The organism is Pseudomonas sp. BF-B-26 (genome assembly GCF_019956495.1).
Lineage (GTDB): Bacteria > Pseudomonadota > Gammaproteobacteria > Pseudomonadales > Pseudomonadaceae > Aquipseudomonas.
On the sequence record NZ_JAHBDP010000083.1, the window covers coordinates 23,634 to 44,381 of the forward strand.

Annotated in this window: 17 protein-coding genes; 1 reads left to right on the forward strand and 16 read right to left on the reverse strand. The window is 61.0% G+C overall.

Annotated features, from left to right (window positions below):
* Window positions 1-99 precede the first annotated feature (99 nt).
* The 11 genes from ureC to urtA all read right to left on the reverse strand — a co-directional run bounded on the left by ureC (window position 100) and on the right by urtA (window position 10,371).
* Complete coding sequence (gene ureC, locus KGB03_RS18440; RefSeq protein WP_111449221.1) at window positions 100-1,800, reverse strand: urease subunit alpha; 1,701 nt, start codon at window positions 1,798-1,800, stop codon at window positions 100-102.
* Window positions 1,801-1,941: 141 nt separating this feature from the next.
* On the reverse strand, window positions 1,942-2,247 hold the full coding sequence (locus KGB03_RS18445) for an urease subunit beta (RefSeq protein ID WP_008146494.1): 306 nt from the start codon (window positions 2,245-2,247) through the stop codon (window positions 1,942-1,944).
* Entirely contained in the window at window positions 2,247-2,780 is a 534-nt protein-coding gene (locus tag KGB03_RS18450; protein WP_111449220.1) for a GNAT family N-acetyltransferase, read from the reverse strand. The genes KGB03_RS18445 and KGB03_RS18450 overlap by 1 nt, the downstream gene beginning before the upstream one ends.
* Before the next feature lie 6 nt (window positions 2,781-2,786).
* Complete coding sequence (locus tag KGB03_RS18455; RefSeq protein WP_111449219.1) at window positions 2,787-3,320, reverse strand: GNAT family N-acetyltransferase; 534 nt, start codon at window positions 3,318-3,320, stop codon at window positions 2,787-2,789.
* A gap of 9 nt (window positions 3,321-3,329) precedes the next feature.
* A complete protein-coding gene (locus KGB03_RS18460; protein WP_218538669.1) occupies window positions 3,330-3,632 on the reverse strand; it encodes an urease subunit gamma in 303 nt (100 codons plus the stop codon).
* A 159-nt stretch (window positions 3,633-3,791) separates the two neighbouring features.
* Window positions 3,792-4,631, reverse strand: coding sequence for an urease accessory protein UreD (locus tag KGB03_RS18465; protein WP_223528097.1), 840 nt, complete (start codon window positions 4,629-4,631; stop codon window positions 3,792-3,794).
* A 30-nt stretch (window positions 4,632-4,661) separates the two neighbouring features.
* Window positions 4,662-5,360: an urea ABC transporter ATP-binding subunit UrtE gene (gene urtE, locus KGB03_RS18470; protein ID WP_218538667.1), complete on the reverse strand. Its 699-nt coding sequence runs from the start codon at window positions 5,358-5,360 to the stop codon at window positions 4,662-4,664.
* 133 nt (window positions 5,361-5,493) lie between these two features.
* Window positions 5,494-6,366, reverse strand: coding sequence for an urea ABC transporter ATP-binding protein UrtD (gene urtD, locus KGB03_RS18475; protein ID WP_223528100.1), 873 nt, complete (start codon window positions 6,364-6,366; stop codon window positions 5,494-5,496).
* On the reverse strand, window positions 6,363-7,442 hold the full coding sequence (gene urtC / locus KGB03_RS18480) for an urea ABC transporter permease subunit UrtC (protein WP_102615308.1): 1,080 nt from the start codon (window positions 7,440-7,442) through the stop codon (window positions 6,363-6,365). Before urtC ends, urtD begins: the two co-directional genes overlap by 4 nt.
* The gene (urtB, locus tag KGB03_RS18485; protein ID WP_223528103.1) at window positions 7,442-8,944 is read right to left on the reverse strand and encodes an urea ABC transporter permease subunit UrtB; all 1,503 of its coding nucleotides are present in this window, start codon (window positions 8,942-8,944) and stop codon (window positions 7,442-7,444) included. The genes urtC and urtB overlap by 1 nt, the downstream gene beginning before the upstream one ends.
* A gap of 161 nt (window positions 8,945-9,105) precedes the next feature.
* Complete coding sequence (urtA, locus tag KGB03_RS18490; RefSeq protein WP_218538664.1) at window positions 9,106-10,371, reverse strand: urea ABC transporter substrate-binding protein; 1,266 nt, start codon at window positions 10,369-10,371, stop codon at window positions 9,106-9,108.
* Between the two features lie 284 nt (window positions 10,372-10,655).
* On the opposite strand from urtA, the gene KGB03_RS18495 reads away from it, so the two are divergent.
* A complete protein-coding gene (locus KGB03_RS18495) occupies window positions 10,656-14,006 on the forward strand; it encodes a DUF4329 domain-containing protein (RefSeq protein ID WP_223528106.1) in 3,351 nt (1,116 codons plus the stop codon).
* 26 nt (window positions 14,007-14,032) lie between these two features.
* Here the strand turns inward: KGB03_RS18495 and KGB03_RS18500 are convergent, their stop codons facing one another.
* The 5 genes from KGB03_RS18500 to KGB03_RS18520 all read right to left on the reverse strand — a co-directional run bounded on the left by KGB03_RS18500 (window position 14,033) and on the right by KGB03_RS18520 (window position 20,598).
* Complete coding sequence (locus KGB03_RS18500; protein ID WP_223528108.1) at window positions 14,033-15,043, reverse strand: FecCD family ABC transporter permease; 1,011 nt, start codon at window positions 15,041-15,043, stop codon at window positions 14,033-14,035.
* On the reverse strand, window positions 15,040-15,987 hold the full coding sequence (locus KGB03_RS18505) for an ABC transporter substrate-binding protein (RefSeq protein ID WP_223528111.1): 948 nt from the start codon (window positions 15,985-15,987) through the stop codon (window positions 15,040-15,042). The genes KGB03_RS18500 and KGB03_RS18505 overlap by 4 nt, the downstream gene beginning before the upstream one ends.
* Window positions 15,984-16,772 (reverse strand): ABC transporter ATP-binding protein, encoded by a 789-nt coding sequence (locus tag KGB03_RS18510; RefSeq protein ID WP_223528114.1) that lies wholly within the window; start codon window positions 16,770-16,772, stop codon window positions 15,984-15,986. Before KGB03_RS18510 ends, KGB03_RS18505 begins: the two co-directional genes overlap by 4 nt.
* Before the next feature lie 211 nt (window positions 16,773-16,983).
* Entirely contained in the window at window positions 16,984-18,363 is a 1,380-nt protein-coding gene (locus tag KGB03_RS18515; protein ID WP_223528116.1) for a PepSY-associated TM helix domain-containing protein, read from the reverse strand.
* A 117-nt stretch (window positions 18,364-18,480) separates the two neighbouring features.
* Entirely contained in the window at window positions 18,481-20,598 is a 2,118-nt protein-coding gene (locus KGB03_RS18520) for a TonB-dependent copper receptor (RefSeq protein WP_223528119.1), read from the reverse strand.
* Window positions 20,599-20,748 lie beyond the last annotated feature (150 nt).

Consider the following 20,748-nt stretch of genomic DNA (forward strand, 5'->3'; position numbering starts at 1 on the left):
CTGCTGGCTGAAACCCCCGCTTCAAGAAACGGGTGATACAACAGAAAAACCCTGAATGCGTGTTGGCGCACTCAGGGTTTTTTCTTGTGCCTTGAACCTTCAGAACAGGAAATAGCGCTGCGCCATGGGCAACACGTCAGCCGGTTCACACCACAGCAGAACCCCGTCGGCCTTGACTTGATAAGTCTGCGGATCGACGTCGATGTTCGGCAGGTAATCGTTGTGGATCAGGTCGGTTTTCTGCACCTCGCGACAGCCTTTGACCACGGCGATTCTTTTCTTCAATCCCAGCGCTTCGGGCAATCCGGCGTCTTGTGCCGCCTGGCTGATGAAGGTCAGGCTGGTGGCATGCAATGAGCCGCCGTAGCTGGCGAACATCGGGCGGTAGTGCACCGGTTGCGGTGTGGGGATCGACGCGTTCGCATCGCCCATCAGGCTGGCGGCGATGGCACCACCCTTGAGGATCAGCGTCGGTTTGACGCCGAAAAACGCCGGACGCCAGAGCACCAGATCGGCCCATTTGCCCACTTCCACCGAACCCACTTCATGGCTGATGCCGTGGGTGATTGCCGGGTTGATCGTGTACTTGGCGATGTAGCGTTTGGCGCGGAAGTTGTCGTTGCCTTCACCATCACCGGGCAACGGGCCGCGCTGTTTTTTCATCTTGTCGGCGGTCTGCCAGGTGCGGGTGATCACCTCGCCAACGCGGCCCATGGCCTGGCTGTCGGAGCTGATCATCGAGAACGCACCGAGGTCGTGGAGGATGTCTTCGGCGGCGATGGTTTCGCGACGGATGCGGCTTTCAGCGAAGGCCACGTCTTCGGCAATGCTTGGGTCCAGGTGATGGCAGACCATCAGCATGTCGAGGTGTTCGTCGATGGTGTTGCGGGTGAACGGCCGGGTCGGGTTGGTGGAACTCGGCAGCACGTTGGCAAAGCCGCAGGCCTTGATGATGTCCGGCGCATGACCGCCGCCCGCACCCTCGGTGTGATAGGTGTGGATGGTGCGGCCCTTGAACGCGGCGAGGGTGGTTTCGACGAAACCGGACTCGTTGAGGGTGTCGGTGTGGATGGCCACTTGTACATCGTACTGGTCGGCGACGTTCAGGCAGTTGTCGATGCTGGCCGGGGTGGTGCCCCAGTCTTCGTGCAACTTGAGGCCGATGGCACCGGCCTTGACCTGTTCGATCAACGGCTCCGGCAGGCTGGCGTTGCCCTTGCCGGTGAAGCCAATGTTCATCGGGAACGCATCGGCGGCCTGGAGCATGCGCGCCAGGTGCCACGGGCCGGACGTGCAGGTGGTTGCATTGGTGCCCGTGGCCGGGCCGGTGCCGCCGCCGATCATGGTGGTGACGCCGCTCATCAAGGCTTCTTCGATCTGTTGCGGGCAGATGAAATGGATGTGCGTGTCGATGCCACCCGCAGTAAGGATCATGCCTTCACCGGCGATGACTTCGGTGCTGGCGCCGACGGCGATGGTCACGTTCGGCTGGATGTCCGGGTTGCCGGCCTTGCCGATGGCGGCGATGCGCCCGTCCTTGAGGCCGACATCGGCCTTGACGATGCCCCAGTGGTCGATGATCAGCGCGTTGGTGATCAGCGTATCCACGACCTCTGCAGCGAGCAATTGGCTTTGACCCTGGCCGTCGCGGATGACTTTGCCGCCGCCGAATTTCACTTCTTCACCGTAGGTGGTGAAGTCTTTCTCGACTTCGATCCACAGCTCAGTGTCGGCCAGACGGACCTTGTCACCGACGGTGGGGCCGAACATGTCGGCGTAGGCCTGACGGGAAATCTTCATTCGTTCGCCTTGAGATTCAATTGAATTTGAGACTGTTCGCTTCGCTCACAGATTCGCGAGCAAGCCCGCTCCCACAGTTGACCGCATTCCCCTGTGGGAGCGGGCTTGCTCGCGAAGGGGCCAGCGCAGACACCGCATTACTTACAGGTCACCCATGATCCGCCCGGCAAACCCGAACACCCGGCGATGCCCGGCCAGGTCTACCAACTCGACCTCGCGGCTCTGCCCCGGCTCGAAGCGCACGGCGGTGCCCGCGGGGATGTTCAGGCGCATGCCGCGGCTGGCGGCGCGGTCGAAGGTCAGGGCGTCGTTGGTTTCGAAAAAATGGTAATGCGAGCCAACCTGGATCGGCCGGTCGCCGCTGTTGGCCACCTTCAGGCTGACGGTGCGGCGGCCCACGTTGAGTTCGATATCACCGGGCTGGATCTGGTATTCACCGGGAATCATCAATGGGCTCCTTGGAGAATCTTGTAGTAGAGGGCGGTCGGTTTGTACTGGCCGCTCGGGTCGCAGGCATAGTCGGGAATTTGACCGGCCTTGGTGTAACCCAGGGCTTTGTAGAAGTCTTCGGCGGGGGAGCCGGCCTCGGTGTCGAGGTAGAGCATGCCGCGCTTGTGCTGAAGGGCGGCTTGTTCCAAAGCACTCATCAACTGTTGCCCCAGGCCGCGTCGACGGGCGTGTTCACGTACCAACATTTTTTGCACTTCAGCGCGGTTCAGGCCATTGGCTTTCTGACACAGGGTCAGCTGCACACTGGCCTGCACTTGCTCGTCCTTGACCACCACCCACAGCAGCACGTTGCCCTTGTTCAGGTTGTCCTGAACATCATCGAAATAGGCACGGGCCTGGGTGGCGTCCAGATCGGCCATGAACCCGACGCTGGCGCCATAGCCGACGGCGTCGAGCAGCAGATCAATCAAACCCTGACGATAGTGCGCAAAGCTTTCAACATTGACGCGGCGCAGTTGGGCGGCGTTCATGGCAAATTACTCCTTGTTGGCGGTCGGCGGCTCCGCGCCAGGATTGAGGGTCAGTTGCATAAAAGTCAGGTCCAGCCAGCGACCGAACTTGGTGCCCACCTGGGGCATTTGGCCGGTCGTCACGAAACCGGCTCGTTCATGCAGGCGAATAGAAGCGGCGTTACCGCTTTCGATGGCGGCGACCATCACATGTTTGTCGCAGCCTTTGGCGCGCTCGATCAACGCGGTCATCAATTGCGGGCCGAGACCATTGCCACGCTGATCGCTGCGCACGTAAACCGAATGCTCGACGGTGTGACGGAACCCGTCGAACGGCCGCCAGTCACCGAATGAAGCGTAGCCCAGCACCGTGTTGTCGCCGTCGACAATCACCAGAATCGGGTAGCCCTGGGATTGGCGGGCGCTGAACCAGGCCTGGCGGTTACCCAAATCCACGGCCTGTTCGTTCCAGATGGCCGTGGTGTTGAGCACGGCGTCGTTGTAGATGTCGCGGATCGCCGGCAAGTCGGCGTGCGCTGCATCGCGGATGTGGTAAGTCATGGCGCGCCCTCAGGCGATCGGTTGGTGGACGGTGACCAGTTTGGTGCCGTCGGGAAAGGTCGCCTCGACCTGGATCTCCGGGATCATTTCCGGGATGCCTTCCATCACTTGTTCGCGGCTGAGCAGGGTGGTGCCGAAGTGCATCAACTCGGCCACGGTCTGGCCGTCGCGGGCGCCTTCGAGCAGCGCTGCGGAAATGAAGGCCATGGCTTCCGGGTAGTTGAGTTTCACGCCGCGCGCCAAACGCCGCTCGGCCACGAGGCCGGCGGTGAAGATCAACAGCTTGTCTTTTTCGCGTGGGGTCAGGTCCATCGTTTGGAATCCATATCGGCAGATAAAAAAGGTATTCGGATCTGTAAACACGAAACCCCTGTGGGAGCGAGCCTGCTCGCGATGAGGTCGTCACATCCAGTGAAGATATTGGCTTTGAGACCGCCATCGCGAGCAGGCTCGCCCCCACAGAAAAGCAATTCAGGTGCTCCATATTCTGGGGGGGACGGCTTCGCGGACGAGCAATGCCGGCCGAAGCAGTTGCCACAAATCAATCAGCCACCCCCTCGCCAACAACGCTTCACTGGCCAGGCAGCGGGCGACTAAAAGCCCGGGCAACTGGGTCAGATCTCCGCGCACGTCATGGGGCAGCGAGCGGCATTTCTCCAGTAAATCGCTATCGATGTCGCCGGTCACCAACAGGGTCGCAAACACCGGCTGCCCATCCAGGCCAATCGGCGAATCCAGCAAACCATCGCCTCCGACAATGCGCTGGCGTTCATGCCAGAGCAACTGACCGTCGCGGCGGATGTCCAGCTGCGCCTGAAAATGCCCGAGGTCGAAACGCTCGCCGCTGGCCGGGCGACCCAGCGCCACAACATCCCAGTAAAACAATCGCGCATCGCCTTCCAGATCAATCGAGGTGCTGAGCTCAGCCTGAGCGGCGCTGAAGATAATGGTTTCCTGTGGCAGCCACTCCAGTGTCGCGCCGGTGGCTACTTTCAAGTCGAGCTTCTGATAAGCGGGCCCCGCCGCGCGATACCACTTGGCCGCGCCGGGGCTGGTGATTTGCGCCCAGGCATCACGGCCGACACTGGCCGAGATGTCCAGCCGATCGCCACCGGCAATCCCGCCCGGCGGGTGCACGATGATGTGCTGGCAAACCTCGGGTCCTTCGGCATACAGATGCTTCTGCACCCGCAGCGGGCCTTTGTGCCGGCGCTGAACCGGGCGCGTGCTGTCGCCGAATCGGGCGTAGCCGAGTTCCAGCTCGGCGTGCCAGCTCGGGGTAAATACGGCAGTGGGAACAGGTAAATTCATGATGTCTAATTATCGTCGGGACGCTACAGACTAGATCGTAACCAGACCGCGCACACCCTCGGCCTCCATATTTTCCCCGCGACCCTGTTGCACGATCTCACCCCGAGACATCACCAGGTACTGATCGGCCAGTTCGGCGGCGAAATCGTAGAACTGCTCCACCAGCAAAATCGCCATATCACCACGTGCCGCAAGCTTCTTGATCACCGCGCCGATTTCCTTGATCACCGAGGGCTGGATGCCTTCGGTGGGTTCGTCGAGAATCAGCAGGCGTGGACGGCTGGCCAACGCTCGGCCGATCGCCAATTGCTGCTGTTGGCCACCGGACAAATCACCGCCGCGGCGCTGCTTCATCTGCAGCAGCACCGGAAACAGCTCGTAGATGAACGCCGGGACTTCCTTGGCTTCAGCGCCGGGGAATCGCGACAGGCCCATCAACAGGTTTTCTTCCACGGTCAGTCGGCCGAAAATTTCCCGACCCTGCGGCACGTAAGCGATCCCGGCATGAACCCGCTGGTGTGGCTTGAACGCGGTGATCGTTTTGCCTTCCCAATTCACCGCGCCTTCTTTGGCCGGCAACAAACCCATCAGGCACTTGAGCAGGGTGGTCTTGCCCACACCGTTGCGCCCGAGCAGGCAGGTGACTTCACCGACCTTCACCTCAAACGTCAGGCCCCGCAGGATGTGACTACCGCCGTAATACTGGTGCAGCTTGTCGACTTGCAGCATGTTCCAGATCTCCTCAGATCCCCTGTGGGAGCGGGCTTGCTCGCGAATGCGGACTGGCATTCAACATATTCGCTGCCTGATACACCGCTTTCGCGAGCAAGCCCGCTCCCACATTGGATAGGTATTTGCAGGTCTATCGGCCTAAATAAACCTCGATCACGCGCTCGTTGTCCTGCACCTGCTCCAGCGATCCTTCGGCCAGCACGCTGCCCTGGTGCAACACGGTGACGTGGTCGGCGATGGAGCCGACGAAGCCCATGTCGTGTTCCACCACCATCAGCGAATGCTTGCCCGCCAGGCTCTTGAACAGTTCGGCGGTGAATTCGGTTTCGGCGTCGGTCATGCCCGCCACCGGTTCGTCGAGCAGCAGCAGTTGCGGGTCCTGCATCAGCAACATGCCGATTTCCAGAAACTGCTTCTGACCGTGGGACAACAAGCCCGCCGGGCGATTGACCGAGGGGGTCAGGCGAATGGTGTCCAGCACTTCGCCGATGCGATCTTTCTGCTCGCCACTCAGGCGCGCCCGCAGGCTGGCCCACACCGATTTGTCGGTTTTCTGCGCCAGTTCCAGGTTTTCAAAAACGCTCAAGGCTTCGAACACTGTCGGCTTCTGGAACTTGCGACCGATGCCGGCCTGGGCGATTTGCACTTCGCTCATCTGCGTCAGGTCGAGGGTTTCGCCGAACCAGGCCTTGCCGTGACTGGGCCGGGTCTTGCCGGTGATCACGTCCATCAGCGTGGTCTTGCCCGCGCCGTTGGGGCCGATGATGCAGCGCAATTCGCCGACGCCGATGTACAGGTTCAGATCGTTCAGCGCCTTGAAGCCATCGAAGCTGACGCTGATGTCTTCCAGGGTCAGGATCGTGCCGTGGCGCGTGTTCAGGCCGGGGCTGGCGCGCTGGCCGAGGCCAATAGCGTCACGGCTGCTGCCGGCGTCCCGGTTGGGTTCCAGTGGTGGAAAAAACGCCGGTTCGAGCATGAATTCAGCCGTTGCAGTCACTCTCATTGCTCACCTCTTTTTTTCAGCAACCCGATCACGCCTTTGGGCAGGTACAAGGTCACGACGATGAACAGCGCGCCGAGGAAGAACAGCCAGTATTCCGGGAACGCCACGGTGAACCAGCTCTTCATGCCGTTGACCACGCCGGCACCGAGCAGCGGGCCGATCAGCGTGCCGCGACCACCCAGCGCCACCCACACGGCGGCCTCGATGGAGTTGGTCGGCGACATTTCACTTGGGTTGATGATCCCGACTTGCGGCACATACAACGCGCCGGCCAGGCCGCACAACACCGCGCTCAACACCCAGACGAACAACTTGAAACCGCGTGGATCGTAGCCGCAGAACATCAGGCGGTTTTCCGCATCGCGCAGGGCGGTCAGCACCCGGCCGAACTTGCTCTGCGCCAGCCGCCAGCCGATAAACAGGCTCGCCACCAGCAACACCACCGTGGCGAAAAACAGCACCGCGCGAGTCCCCGGTTCCGTGATGCCGAAGCCCAGAATGGTGCGGAAATTGGTGAAGCCGTTGTTACCGCCAAACCCGGTTTCGTTGCGGAAGAACAGGAGCATCCCGGCGAAGGTCAGGGCCTGGGTCATGATCGAGAAATACACGCCCTTGATCCGCGAGCGGAAGGCGAAGAAGCCGAACACCAGCGCCAGCAACCCTGGCGCCAATACCACCAGACACATCGACCAGAGGAAGCTGCTGGTGCCGGTCCAGTACCACGGCAATTCAGTCCACGACAGAAAGGTCATGAACGCTGGCAAGCCATCGCCCGAGGCCTGGCGCATCAGGTACATGCCCATCGCATAACCGCCGAGGGCAAAGAACAAACCGTGACCAAGGGATAACAGGCCGGCGTAACCCCAGACCAGATCCAGCGCGAGGGCGACGATGGCGTAGCACAGAATCTTGCCCACCAGCGTCAGCGTGTAGGCCGAGACGTGAAACGTGCTGTCCGGCGACAACAACGACAGCAGCGGCAACGCCAGCAACAGAGCGAGGATCACCGCGCCAACAGCGATCGTGACTTTGGGGCCGGCTTTTTGTGTTGCGGTAACGAGCAGGGGCTGATTCATCAGTCGATCACCCGTCCTTTCAGTGCGAAGAGGCCTTGCGGACGTTTCTGGATAAACAGAATGATCAGCGCGAGGATCAGGATCTTGCCGAGAACGGCACCGATCTGCGGTTCGAGAATCTTGTTGGCGATGCCGAGGCCGAACGCGGCCAGCACGCTACCGGCCAATTGGCCGACGCCACCGAGCACCACCACCAGGAATGAGTCGATGATGTAGCTCTGGCCGAGGTCCGGGCCGACGTTGCCGATCTGGCTGAGGGCTACGCCACCAAGGCCAGCGATGCCCGAACCGAGGCCGAAGGCGAGCATGTCCACGCGCCCGGTCGGCACGCCACAGCAGGCCGCCATGTTGCGGTTCTGGGTGACGGCACGCACGTTCAGGCCCAGGCGAGTCTTGTTCAGCAGCAGCCAGGTCAGCACCACCACAAACAGCGCGAAGGCGATGATCACGATGCGGTTGTACGGCAGCACGAGGTTGGGCAACACCTGAATCCCGCCTGACAGCCAGGCCGGGTTCGCGACTTCAACGTTCTGCGCGCCGAACACCAGTCGCACCAGCTGAATCAGCATCAGGCTGATGCCCCACGTGGCGAGCAGGGTTTCCAATGGGCGGCCGTAGAGGTGGCGAATCACCGTGCGTTCCAGCGCCATGCCGATGGCGGCGGTGACGAAAAACGCCACCGGCAACGCGATCAGCGGGTAGAACTCGATGGCTTGCGGGGCGAAGCGCTGGAATATCAGTTGCACCACGTACGTCGAGTAGGCGCCGAGCATCAGCATCTCGCCGTGAGCCATGTTGATCACGCCGAGCAGGCCGAAAGTGATTGCCAGACCGAGTGCGGCAAGCAACAGGATCGAACCCAGCGACATGCCGCTGAAGGCCTGGCCGAGGATCTCGCCGATCAGCAGTTTGCGTTTGACCTGGGCCAGACTGGTTTCGGCAGCGGTGCGTACGCCCGCGTCGGCTTCGACACCGGGTTGCAGCAGACTTTCGAGGCGGGTGCGAGCCAGCGGATCACCGGTTTCACCGAGCAGGCGCACAGCGGCGAGGCGTACGGCCGGGTCGGTGTCCACCAGTTGCAGATTGGCCAGCGCCAGGCTCAACGCGGCGTGTACGGTTTCATCTTTTTCGCCAGCCAGTTGCTGGTCGAGGAATTTCAACTGCGCCGGTTTGGCGCTTTTCTGTATTTGTTGCGCGGCGGCCAGACGGGTTTTGGCGTCGGTCGCGAGCAATTGATGGCTGGCCAGCGCGGTATCGATAAGACCCCGCAGGCGATTGTTCAGGCGCAAGGTTTTCGGTTGGCCGTCGACGCTCAACTCGCCTTGTTGCAGGGCGTTGATCAGTTCGATGCGGGCGGCATCGGGCTGCGCGGCCCAGGCTTCCAGAAGCCTGGCTTGCTGCATGGGATTGGCGACGACGAAGTCTTCGGCGTCGCCAGAATGCGCGGCCATCGGCAGTAAGAGCGCGAGGGCGAGGATGAAACGGTAAAGGGCAGTGGGCATAAAGAGTCGCCTTGCGCGGACTATGTGGGAGCGGGCTTGCTCGCGAATGCGGTGTGTCAGACACATGGATGTTGGATGTGCCGCCGTCTTCGCGAGCAAGCCCGCTCCCACAGGGATTTGTGTCGGGCCCGGGCTTGGGGCTCGGTCCGACAACCAGTGACTCAGTTGCTCTTCACCGCATAATCCGGCTTCTTGTCGTTACCCGAGATGTACGGGCTCCACGGTTGAGCACGGATCGGCCCTTCGGTCTGCCACACCACGTTGAACTGACCGTCCGCCTGAATCTCGCCGATCATCACCGGTTTGTGCAGGTGGTGGTTGGTCTTGTCCATGGTCAGCGTGTAACCCGAGGGCGCAGCAAAGGTCTGGCCGGCAAGGGCTTCGCGGACTTTGTCGACGTCGGTGGACTTGGCTTTCTCAGCCGCTTGCGCCCACATGTGGATGCCCACGTACGTGGCTTCCATCGGGTCGTTGGTCACCGCTTTGTCGGCGCCCGGCAAGTTGTGTTTCTTGGCGTAGGCTTTCCAGTCGGCGACGAATTTCTTGTTCGCCGGGTTCTCGACTGACTCGAAGTAGTTCCATGCAGCGAGGTTGCCCACCAGCGGTTTGGTGTCGATGCCGCGCAGTTCTTCTTCGCCGACCGAGAACGCCACGACCGGAACGTCGGTGGCTTTCAGGCCCTGGTTGGCCAACTCTTTATAGAACGGCACGTTGGAGTCGCCGTTGACGGTGGAGATGACCGCTGTCTTGCCACCGGCCGAGAATTTTTTGATGTTGGCCACGATGGTTTGGTAATCGCTATGACCGAACGGGGTGTAGACCTCTTCGATGTCCTTGTCCGCCACACCTTTGGAGTGCAGGAACGAGCGCAGGATTTTGTTGGTGGTGCGCGGGTAGACGTAGTCGGTTCCCAACAGGAAGTAACGCTTGGCGCTGCCGCCTTCTTCGCTCATCAGGTATTCCACCGCCGGGATCGCTTGCTGGTTCGGCGCGGCGCCGGTGTAGAACACGTTCGGCGACATCTCTTCACCTTCGTACTGCACCGGGTAGAACAGCAGGCCGTTGAGCTCCTCGAACACCGGCAACACCGATTTACGCGACACCGACGTCCAGCAACCGAACACCACGGCGACTTTGTCCTGGGTCAGCAACTGACGGCCCTTTTCGGCGAACAGCGGCCAGTTCGATGCCGGGTCGACCACCACCGGTTCCAGCATCTTGCCGTTCACGCCGCCCTTGGCGTTGATCTCATCGATGGTCATCAGCGCCATGTCTTTGAGCGAGGTTTCGGAGATCGCCATGGTCCCGGACAACGAATGCAGAATACCGACCTTGATGGTCTCGGCGGCCTGGAGGCTCCAGGTCATGCCCATCGCGGCAATGCTTGCCGAGAGTGTGAAAGCCTTGATCAAGCTGCGACGCTTCATTGTGCGATCTCCATGAACTTATGAATTTTCTTGGTTGGCAGATGCGGACTACTGAAGGGTCTTTAGCAAGGGCTGTGCCTAACACCGCAAGTGCTTTTGCGCGGGGGTGAAAACGTTCGGCGCAGCTACTTGTTGCACCGTGAACGGGCATAAAAACGCTTGCGTGCACGGCGATGCGTCCAAGTGGTGCCGAGCGCACGAAGTAGTAACTATGTACCGCCTGCGCAATACTTTGCGGTGCGAGAGTGAGGACACCCTTGAATGACTCAATGGAGTTCCACTGCATGGACGAACAACCCCAACAACTCGCGTCGACCCCGTCGGGATCGGCACTGAACCTATTGGAAAGGGCGTTTCTTTCCGCAGACGATGCCGCTCGTTATGCCCATGAGCGAATCGGCCGCCACCGTAACCGCGGGTATTACGGCTATATCCTTCAGCGAAACGATCACCGGTTTGTGCTCACCGACCTGACCGGGCATCCGGTCAGCATGACTTCCCATCACAAGGTGATCCCCGACAAGCATGTCTTGCACAGTCGTTTCTATTCGCATCCTGCGCTTTCGACGCTCGACGTCGCCAAGGTTACTCAACTGAAGTGGACTGTCGAAGATGCCGCGACCAGCCTGTTGATGTTCAGCGTTGACGAACTGCGCAACAGCCTGCGGAGCGGTCTGCCGGCTTATCTTTCAGGGGCCGAAAACAGCCTGATCGGTTTCACTCCCGACAGGCTTGGTACGTCGAGCCTGCTGGCGCAACTGGGCACCGAGGCCGCACCTGGCGTGTTTGCCCTGGGAATGAAGACGGGAGTCATCAAACCGGAGCAATTCGTCGAGGAAGCGGCGGCGGCCGGCGATTTACAAGTCCTCGTCAGCAACGGTCGCTGGCGGCCTCGGGGAAGAATAACCGGCCCTGTCGCGGCCGGTCCGTGGGAACGTAGCGTGCCGCAGCGGGTGTCGTTTGGTGCGGTTTCCCGGTCAGCCGATGAGGCGGCACTGGAGCGCTACGCCAAAGACACCGAGCTGCATGACGAAGAACGAACCTGGTTCGGATTCATCCTCAAACAACAAGGCAAGGAAGAATACATCGCCACTGAACTGGTCCCGGTCAGCGATGGGAGAGACAAGCTTTACTCGTTGCGCAGCCTGTTTGGCATTTCCCGCAAGGCCGGGGACTATGACTATCCCGAGTCATTCAAGCTCCACGCTTTTTACTATTCGCGCCAACGGGTCAAGCACGCCCGCGACCCGGCCAGGCGCTGGCTGGCGCACCACTTCATTGTGCCCAGGGATCTGTTTGTAGTGGTTTATGACTCCAACAAACGTCCGGTGCTGGACCCGGACAGGGTCATTCCTCTCTACGTCTCGACTCAGGACGGAGCCCTGCTCAAATACGTCCCGCGCAAGGGCACCAAGCTGTTCGACAACGACACCCCCGGCATGGGGCTGGAGGAGATACAGAAAAATTTGGCCAGTGGTGTGCTGACCCCGACGGGTTTTGTCCGAGTGGTCGCCAACAGCGGTGTGTTGCAGGTGATGCGCACCAATGTCTGCTGGGACAGTAAAGGGGTGGTCGACAAGTACTGGCAGTCGAGCATGAACCTGCAACGGCGCACCCTAGGCCCGGTATTTCTGACGGCTGATGATGCGGCTCTGCAGGTGCGTTCGCAAATACCGAGCGGTAGCGCCAAGGCGTTTGGCGGTGTGATCCTGAAACGAGCCGATGGTTTTTTTGTGGCCACCGATCCGATCGCTATCCTGCGAGAAGACTTTGATATCCCGTGGGTCTTCCCGGACGAAGCCGTGACGCTTGGCCAGTTTCCGGCGGGGTGTTCGATCGTTGCGCGCTATCGCTCCCGAGTGCCTCGCGAGTTGCCGGTGCTGCTGTCGAAAGTCGACAAGGAGGTGTATCTCAACATGCTCTCCGCCGATGTCGCGTACACCGCATTCACCCGGGAAGGGCAAACGTACGATGAATACTTTCTGGCGCCGGACGGCGCGACCATTCGCTATCGGGCCGGGTTATGGGCACGATTCAAAGCCGACCTGGCCATTGCCCTGGGCACTTCGGGCAAGCCGGGGCGAGAGCTGGATGCCGCATCGATCAAGGAGCAAATCTATCGGGGGCTGCTGTCACCGACAGACTGGGTAAAAAGCCTGGCGAAGTCCGGTTACCTGCAAGTGGTTTCAGGGAGCCCGCTATGGGGCCCGGCTCGTACAGTGACAGAATTCGAAGCCTATCCCCCGGCCGCCTCGGTAACTTCCGGCTATGCACGAGCGGTTGCCGAGCCGGCCTGCAGCCCGATGTACCTTCGAGAACAGGATGCGGCCTGTTTCGCTCATGAACGTGCACGCAATCGTTCAGCGACAGGTTTTGGATTCATTCTGAAAAATACCCGTACCGGCGCCTTCATTGCGACTCTGCCCATTGACGTGCAAGGCACATGGTTAGCGTATGAGCGTATCTTTCCCGGTGTACTGCCTTCTTCTCACGTCAGCAGCGCGATTCACCTGTGCGCGGGGCAAGTGCCGCAAAAGCTGTCGGACGATGATTACCGGCATTTCCTTTCCCCCGTGGACGTCAGTCTGGCCCGTGACGCTGCGCGAACGCCCCATGGCTTCAGACCGATTTATTTCTCCTGCGCCGATGGTGCCTTGTTGCGATTGTTGCTCAGCCCCTTCGACCCGGACCTTTCGCGGGACAAATTCGGCCAGTACGAATTCAAGGACAATCCGTTTGCCGCGCTTGAGCACGCACAGCGTGACTGGAAGGACATCGGTGAGGGCAGGTTCAGGCTGAGCAGTTACATCCAGCGAATGGCCAAGTCCGGAGAACTGGAGGTCCTGGTGACCAGCGCCTATTGGTCCCGAAAAGGCAAAGTGGGCCAGAACTGGCGGCCCCGCATGCCTTCTGTTTCCGTCGATGAGCAGTGGGCCAACAGCCCTGCGCCAGCCTTGGGGCCGATGTTCCATCATCCTGACGACGCGGCCCTTTATGCGCAGTCGCGGCTGGGCAGTCACGAGAGTCAAACGACGGTGCACGCCAGCGGGATTTTGAGCCGCCCCGGCAGCAATTCCTTTGTGGCACTGGAGCCCATTGCAGACCCTGGGTATCCCAATGAAGCCATCAAGCGAATTTTCCGTATTGCGAGTGATCCCTTGACCTCATCGCGCAATAAGCCGCCACGTTTTCCCGACGGCTACACATTGGTGGCCGGTCATCAGCTTTTCCAGGCAGCAGGCTCGACACTGGCCGAACGCTCCGATGCAACTGACGCAAACTTTGCCTCTCCAGCCCAGGTGCATGCGCACACCCATGCCTTGAAAGCCAAAGGGTTCGATATCAACGCCTACTACTATTCGACGCGTTATGGAGCATTGCTTAAATACACGCCAACCTATTCACCCTCGGAGCGAACATTGCTGCTGACCCAGCCTGTTCAGCTCGTCGAAGGCAAGTGGGCCACCGTGCTGTCGACCGATGTGTTTATTACCCGTCTGGCGGACATCGGCAATTTGCAGGTGCTCAAGCCTGCGTATTTCTGGAATCAGGCCAGGCGCCTGGGCTCCGACTGGAGCCTCAGACGCCAACAGGTTCAGGATATCTTCCCCCACCCCACGAGGGATGAGTTGTAAAGAGGGGGCGGTCACAACCGTTGGCATCAGCGCCTGCGCATCAGACCGATAAAAAACAACCCGCCAATCGCCGCCGTGGCCACGCCGATCGGCAAATCCTCGGGGGCGATCAGGGTGCGGGCGGCGACATCGACCCACACCAGAAACACACTGCCCAACAGCACGCACACCGGCAGCAATCGCCGGTGTTCGGCCCCGACCAGCCGACGTGCGATATGCGGCACCATCAGCCCGACAAACCCGATAGACCCGCTGATCGACACCAGCACCCCCGTCATCAGCGACGCAATCAAAAACACCCGCAAACGCACGGTGCGAGCATTGAGGCCAAGGGTTACGGCGGTCTGTTCGCCGGCCATCAACGCATTCAACGGTCGAGCCATGCCCAGCAGCAACACCAGCCCCAGCAATACGCTGGCCGCCGGCACCGCGAGCAATTCCCAGCGCGCCAAACCCAGCCCGCCGAGCATCCAGAACATCACTGCCGAACTCGCGCGATGGTCGCCAAGAAACAGCAGCAGATTGGCGATCGCCATCATCACAAAGGACACCGCCACGCCGCATAACAGCAGTCGATCACTGTCCAGACGCCCGTTGCGGTTAGCAATCATCAGCACGATCAGCATGCTCAGTAACGCGCCGATAAACGCGGCGATCGGCAAGGTCAGCAGACCAACCATTTCACCGACATGCAGCACCACGATCACCGCACCGAGGGTCGCGCCGGAGGTGACCCCGAGCAAATGCGGGTCGGCCAGCGGATTGCGCGTCACCGCTTGCAGCACCGCACCGATCAGCGCCAGCCCGGCACCCACCAGCGCACCCAATAGCATGCGCGGCACGCGAATCAGCCAGACGATGTGTTCCTGTCCGGCGGCCCAGTCCGGCACGCCGACACCGAACATCTTGTGCAACAGAATCCGCCCCACCACCTCCACCGGCACCCGCGCCGGGCCAAAGCCCAGCGACACCACGCACGACACCAGCAATAACGCGCCGAGGGCCACCAGCAACAAGGCGTAACGACGATTGATCATTCGCCGCGCAAACCCTTGGCCAGGGTTTCGACCGCCAGCACGTTGTCGATCCCCGGCGTGGCCTGCACATACGGAATCACGATGAAGCGCCGGTTCTTGATCGCGTCCACCGATTGCAGCGCCTGGTTTTTCAGCAGAAATTGCTCTTTCTGTTCGGCGGTGACTTCGCCGTAATCAACGATGACGATCACTTGCGGATTGCGCTCGACCACGTTCTCCCAATTGACCCGGGTCCAGCTCGCTTCGACGTCATCCAGAATATTGCGCCCGCCAGCGGCGTCGATCAGCGCTTGCGGCATACCGAGGCGACCGGACGTCATGGCCCGGTCCTCACCGCTGTCGTAGAGAAACACCCGAGGTTTGTCTGCCGGCAGATCCTTTCGCACTTCGGCGATCTGCGATTGCATCTGGGCGATCAAGGCATTGGCGCGATTCTGCACGTCGAAGATTTTGCCGAGGTTGCGCAGGTCGTTGTAGGTGTCTTCCAGGCTGGCTGGCGGACGCTTCATCACGAACGCGCAGGACTCGGTCAGCTCGTAGACATCGATGCCCAGCGGCTGCAACGTTTGCGGTGTGAGGTCACCGCCCACACGCATGCCGTAATCCCAGCCAGCGAAGAAGAAATCAACGTTGGCGTTGAGCAGGGTTTCCACCGACGGGTACTTGGCCGCCAGCTCCGGCAAGCCGTCGAGGATGGTTTGCATCTCGGGCGTGACCGACTTCCAGCCGGTCACACCGCTATAACCGGCCATGCTGGATTTCAGGCCTAGGGCGAGCATCATCTGGGTCATGTTGATGTCGTGGCTGACCGCGTGTTTCGGTGCTTGCTTGAAGGTCACTTCGCGGTTGCAGCTCTGAATCGTCAGCGGGTAACGCGTGGCATCGGCAAATGCTTGGGCATTGCCCAGCAACAGAGCGGCGCAAAGCAGGGAACGCAAAGTCATGGTTGGGTGATCCAGGTCATTCGTGGGTAGCCGTGCAAGGGATGTTCATCGATCAGCGCTTCGACGCCGAACACGTCGCGCAGCAGTGGCGCGGTCAGGACTTCTTTGGGCGTGCCGCTGGCGACGATGCGGCCATGATTGATCACGTACAGCCGATCACAGAAAGCAGCCGCCAGATTGAGGTCGTGGATGCTCGCCAGGGTGCCGATCTTCAGGCGTTTGACCAGCTGCAGCAGTTCGAGCTGATAACGCGGGTCGAGGTGATTGGTCGGCTCGTCGAGGATCAGCATTTGCGGTTGCTGAGCCAGGGCGCGGGCGAGGATCACGCGCTGTTTTTCACCGCCGGAGAGGGTGACGAAGGCATGATCCTCGAAGCCTTTCAGACCGACTGATTCGAGGGCCTGGGTGGCGAGTTTTCTGTCCTCCAGGGTGTCGCCGTCGAACAGGCCTTTGTGTGGGGTGCGGCCCATGACGACGACTTCGTCGACGGTGAGGCCGAAGGCGTCGGGGAATTCCTGCAGGACCACGGCGATGCGTTGCGCGCACCAGCGCGAGGATTGCTTCCAGACGTTGTGGTGGTCGAGCTTGACCTCGCCGCGCTCGGGTTTGCTGAAGCGCCAGGCACAGCGCAGCAGACTGGTTTTGCCGCTGCCGTTGGGCCCGATCAGACCGACGAACTCACCGGGGAGCACGTGCAAGGTTGCATCACGCAGTTGAAACTGGTGATGACAATGGCGGTGGCCCAGGGGTGTCCAGGCGAGGTTCGTGAGGTTCAGCGAGGTCATGCATTTGCTCTGAGATATTGGTGATGCTGATGACGCTTTCGCGAGCAAGCCCGCTCCCACTCTGGAATGCGATCTAATGTGGGAGCGGGCTTGCTCGCGAAGGGGCCATTGGATCAGAACGGCATTTTGCGTTACACAGTAACACTGAAAATGACCGGGAGATAAGCGCGGGAAGTCTACAGATCCCTCTAAGCCGCGCATCTCGCCTGTTTCATGATGAAGGTGAGGCCGATTCAGTTTGCCGATTGAATCGCGACAGCAGCACCCGATCGAGCAGCCAGACCACCACCAGGGACGCGCCCACCAACGGGAACACCACCGCCAATGCAAACATGATGACCATCGCGGTTTTCCATTTCGGCAAGTCGTGGCGCAGCGGCGGAACACCGAATTTTCCTAGTGGACGGCGCTTCCACCAGATCACCACACCGCTGACGGCGCTGAGCAGAATCATCAGGCAGATCAGCAGGATGATGATCTGGTTGAGCGGGCCGAACATCTTGCCTTCGTGCAGCATCACGCCGATTTCTGTTGCCCGGGCGACGGTGCCGTACTGCTCGAAACGCACGTCGGCGAGGACATTGCCGGTGTACTGATCGATATGCAAGGTGGCGTCGTTGCGCGGGTCGTCGGCGAACACGGCGATGGTGAACACGCCAGTGGCGGTGGCCGGGAAAGTGATGCTGTAGCCCGGTTCGACCTGGCGTTGCACGGCGATGTCCTGCACGTCTTGCAGGCTGATGGTCGGTGCGGCGGGACCCGCTTGCGTGCCGCTGTGGGCCATGTGTTCGGCGTGGTCGCCGGACATCGACATCGGTGTGTTTTCCATGGCCCAAGGCACGGTCTGGCGGGTGGCGGTATTGAGGCTGCGGGCCTCGACATCGGACTGGGGCACGTTGTCCCACATCGCGGCCGGAAAGACGTTCCACACTTGCGCGTATTGCTTGCCCCAGAACCCGGTCCAGGTCATGCCGCTGAGCAGCATCACCAGCAGCAACGACGCGCCCCAGAACCCGGTCACCGCGTGCAGGTCACGCCAGAGCACTCGACCGCGACTGCTCAAGCGTGGCCACAGGATGCCGGCCGCCTGGCCGCGCGGCCACCACAGAAAGACGCCGGAGACCACCAGCACCACGCCCCAACCGGCGGCCAGTTCGATCAGTCGATCACCGACGGTGCCGATCATCAATTCGCCATGAATCGCTCGCGCAACGGCTTGCAGATTCTTTTTCGCGTCTTGCTCGCCGAGGACATCGCCGTGGTAGGGATCGACGAAAACGTTGAGCTCGTTACCGCCATCGAGCACGACAAATTGCGCGCTGCGTTCGGCGTTGACCGGCGGCAAATACTGCTTGATCGTGGCTTGAGGGTAAGCCTCTTTCACCCGCTTGAGCAGGTCATCGGCCGGGACGCTGTGATGCCCGGCCGGGACGTTCAGCAGGCTGGCGTACATCAACGGGTCGAGTTGCGGCTTGAACAGGTAAATGATCCCGGTCAGGGCCAGCATCACCATGAAAGGCGCGACGAACAGACCGGCATAGAAATGCCAACGCCAGGCCAGGTTGTAGAAATTCGGTTTGGGCTGTTTCATCACGTGTGCTCCGCTAGGCTTGGGTCTTTTAGTTGTTGGGTAATTGATCGCAAACAAGGGTTGAACACCGGCCCCCTGTGGGAGCGAGGTTGCTCCGGACGGCGCTCCGACGATGCTTTAGAAGCTCATGTCCACCTTGGTCCAGAGCGTGCGCCCCGGTTCTTTAATGGCTTGCGGGTCATTGGCCGGGTAGCCGAAACCGGCGTTGCCGGCCAGGTTCAAGTGCTCGGCGTACGCCTTGCCGAACAGGTTGTCGACGCCGGTGCTGACCTTCCAGTTTTGGTTGATCCGGTACGCGCCATTGAGCGAGAACACGCCAAACCCCGAGGTCTTGTCGAAGTCCTTGCCGACCACGTTGCCCTTGTTCTGGTCGATGCGGTTTTGCGCCGCAACCACCCGCCACAAGGCCCCGGCGCTCCAGTTGTCTTCGCTGTAGGTCAGGCCGAAACGTGCGTCCAGCGGCGGCATTTGCGGCAGTGCGTTACCGTCGCTGCTGTTCTTGCCCCAGGCATAGGCCAGGGTCGCATCGGCTTTCCAGTGGCTGGTCAGCTTGTAGGCCGCACCCAATTCGCCGCCCATGATCCGCGCGTCGATGTTCTGTGCTTGCGAGGTCATGCCCATCATTGTTGGCGTGTAGTTGAACAGGATGTAGTCGCGCACCTGCCCGACGTAACCCGAGGCCCAGGCTTCGAGGTCTTCGGTCTTGTATTGCAGGCCGAAGTCGAGCTGGGTGGTTTTTTCAGGCTTGATCGAATCGAAGGCATTCACCGAGCCGGCGGGGCCGGATTTGGGTGAAAACAGCTCCCAATAATCCGGGAAACGCTGGGTGTGACCGAGGCCGGCATACAGCGTGGTCGGGCTATCGGCCAGGTCATGCTCGTAACGGACGAAGCCGCTTGGCAGTGTGTCGGCACGGGTGTCGTCGGCGGTCGGGTTGGGGCGCGCCATCATTCCCGAGCCAGTGGTCTGCCGCAAATCCTTGGCCGAGGCACGGTCCAGGCGCGCGCCGGTAATCAGCCGGTCACGGTCGGCGGCGTACCAGGTCAATTCGCTGAACACGCCGTAGTTGTGGAAGTCGGCATCCTTGTTGCGCGGCAAGTCCTTGTAGACGTCAATGCCCATGGCGCTGCGCTGGCGATGTTCGCTGGTCTGCGCATCGATGCCGCTGATCAATTGCACGTCGGCCCAGCGCCACGTGGCTTTGATCCGTGCGCCGAGGGTTCGACGGTCGACGTTGGAGGCCATGGGACCGGCCATCATGCCGGTGCCGGACGGCGTGCGCAGGGTGTAGTTGTCCATCACGTGGTCGGCGTAGTTGTAGTAAACCTGCGCCTCGACCTTGTCCAGCACGTCGCCGATGTTCGACTGCTCGAAACGCAGGCCCAGGCTTTCGCGCTTGAACTGCGAGCCGTCCATGCCGCGACCGGCGTAACGCGCTTCGCCATCGCCCTTGCCGGCGGTGAGTTCCAGCAGGGTGTCGGCGTCCGGGGTCCAGCCCACTGCGACGTCGCCGTTCCATTTGTCATAGCGCGACGGCACAGTGTCGTTGTTACCGTCCCGGTAGTCGTCGGCCTGCGCGGTGTTGCCGATCACTCGCACGTAACCCAATGGCCCGCCGGCAGCCGCGTCCACCACTTTGTCGAAACGGCCGTTGGAGCCCGCCAGCACGCTGGCGTTCACTCGCGTGCCGAGTTCGCCGAAGCTTTCCGGCTCGCGGTCGAAGAGGATGGTCCCGGCCGACGCGCCTGGTCCCCAGAGCACAGTTTGCGGGCCTTTGATCACGGTGAGTTTGTCGTAGGTTTCCGGCGAGATGTATGAGGTCGGTGCATCCATTCGGCCGGGGCAGGCGCCGAGCAACTGGCCGCCGTTGGTGAGGATGTTCAGCCGCGAGCCGAACATGCCGCGTAGCACCGGGTCGCCGTTGGTGCCGCCATTGCGCACCAGGGCGAAGCCGGGGATGGTTTTCAGGTAGTCGCCACCGTCGCTGGCCGGCACCGGTTGGCGCGGATCCTTGGGGTTGGTGACGATGGTCAGGGGCGAACTCGGCGCGATGGCGGTGATCACCGTTGGGCTCAATTCTTCACTGTGGCCGGCGTGTTCATCGGCCAGCACCATGGGGGTCAGCAGTGCCCCGCAAAGGAAGGCGGTGGCGTGCCTGAAGCGAACGCGAGATTCGTTCAGGGCAAAAGAAGCCTGGGCAGCGCTCAAGCGTGTGTCAGCGGAAAACCTGGACATGACATTTTCCATCGAACAGTCGTAAACGACACGGCCGGCAGCCTGCGCATTCCTTGTGGGAGTGAGCCTGCTCGCGATGAGGGAGGGTCAGCCAACATCAATGTTGAATGACCCATCGCGATCGCGAGCAGGCTCGCTCCCACAGGTTGC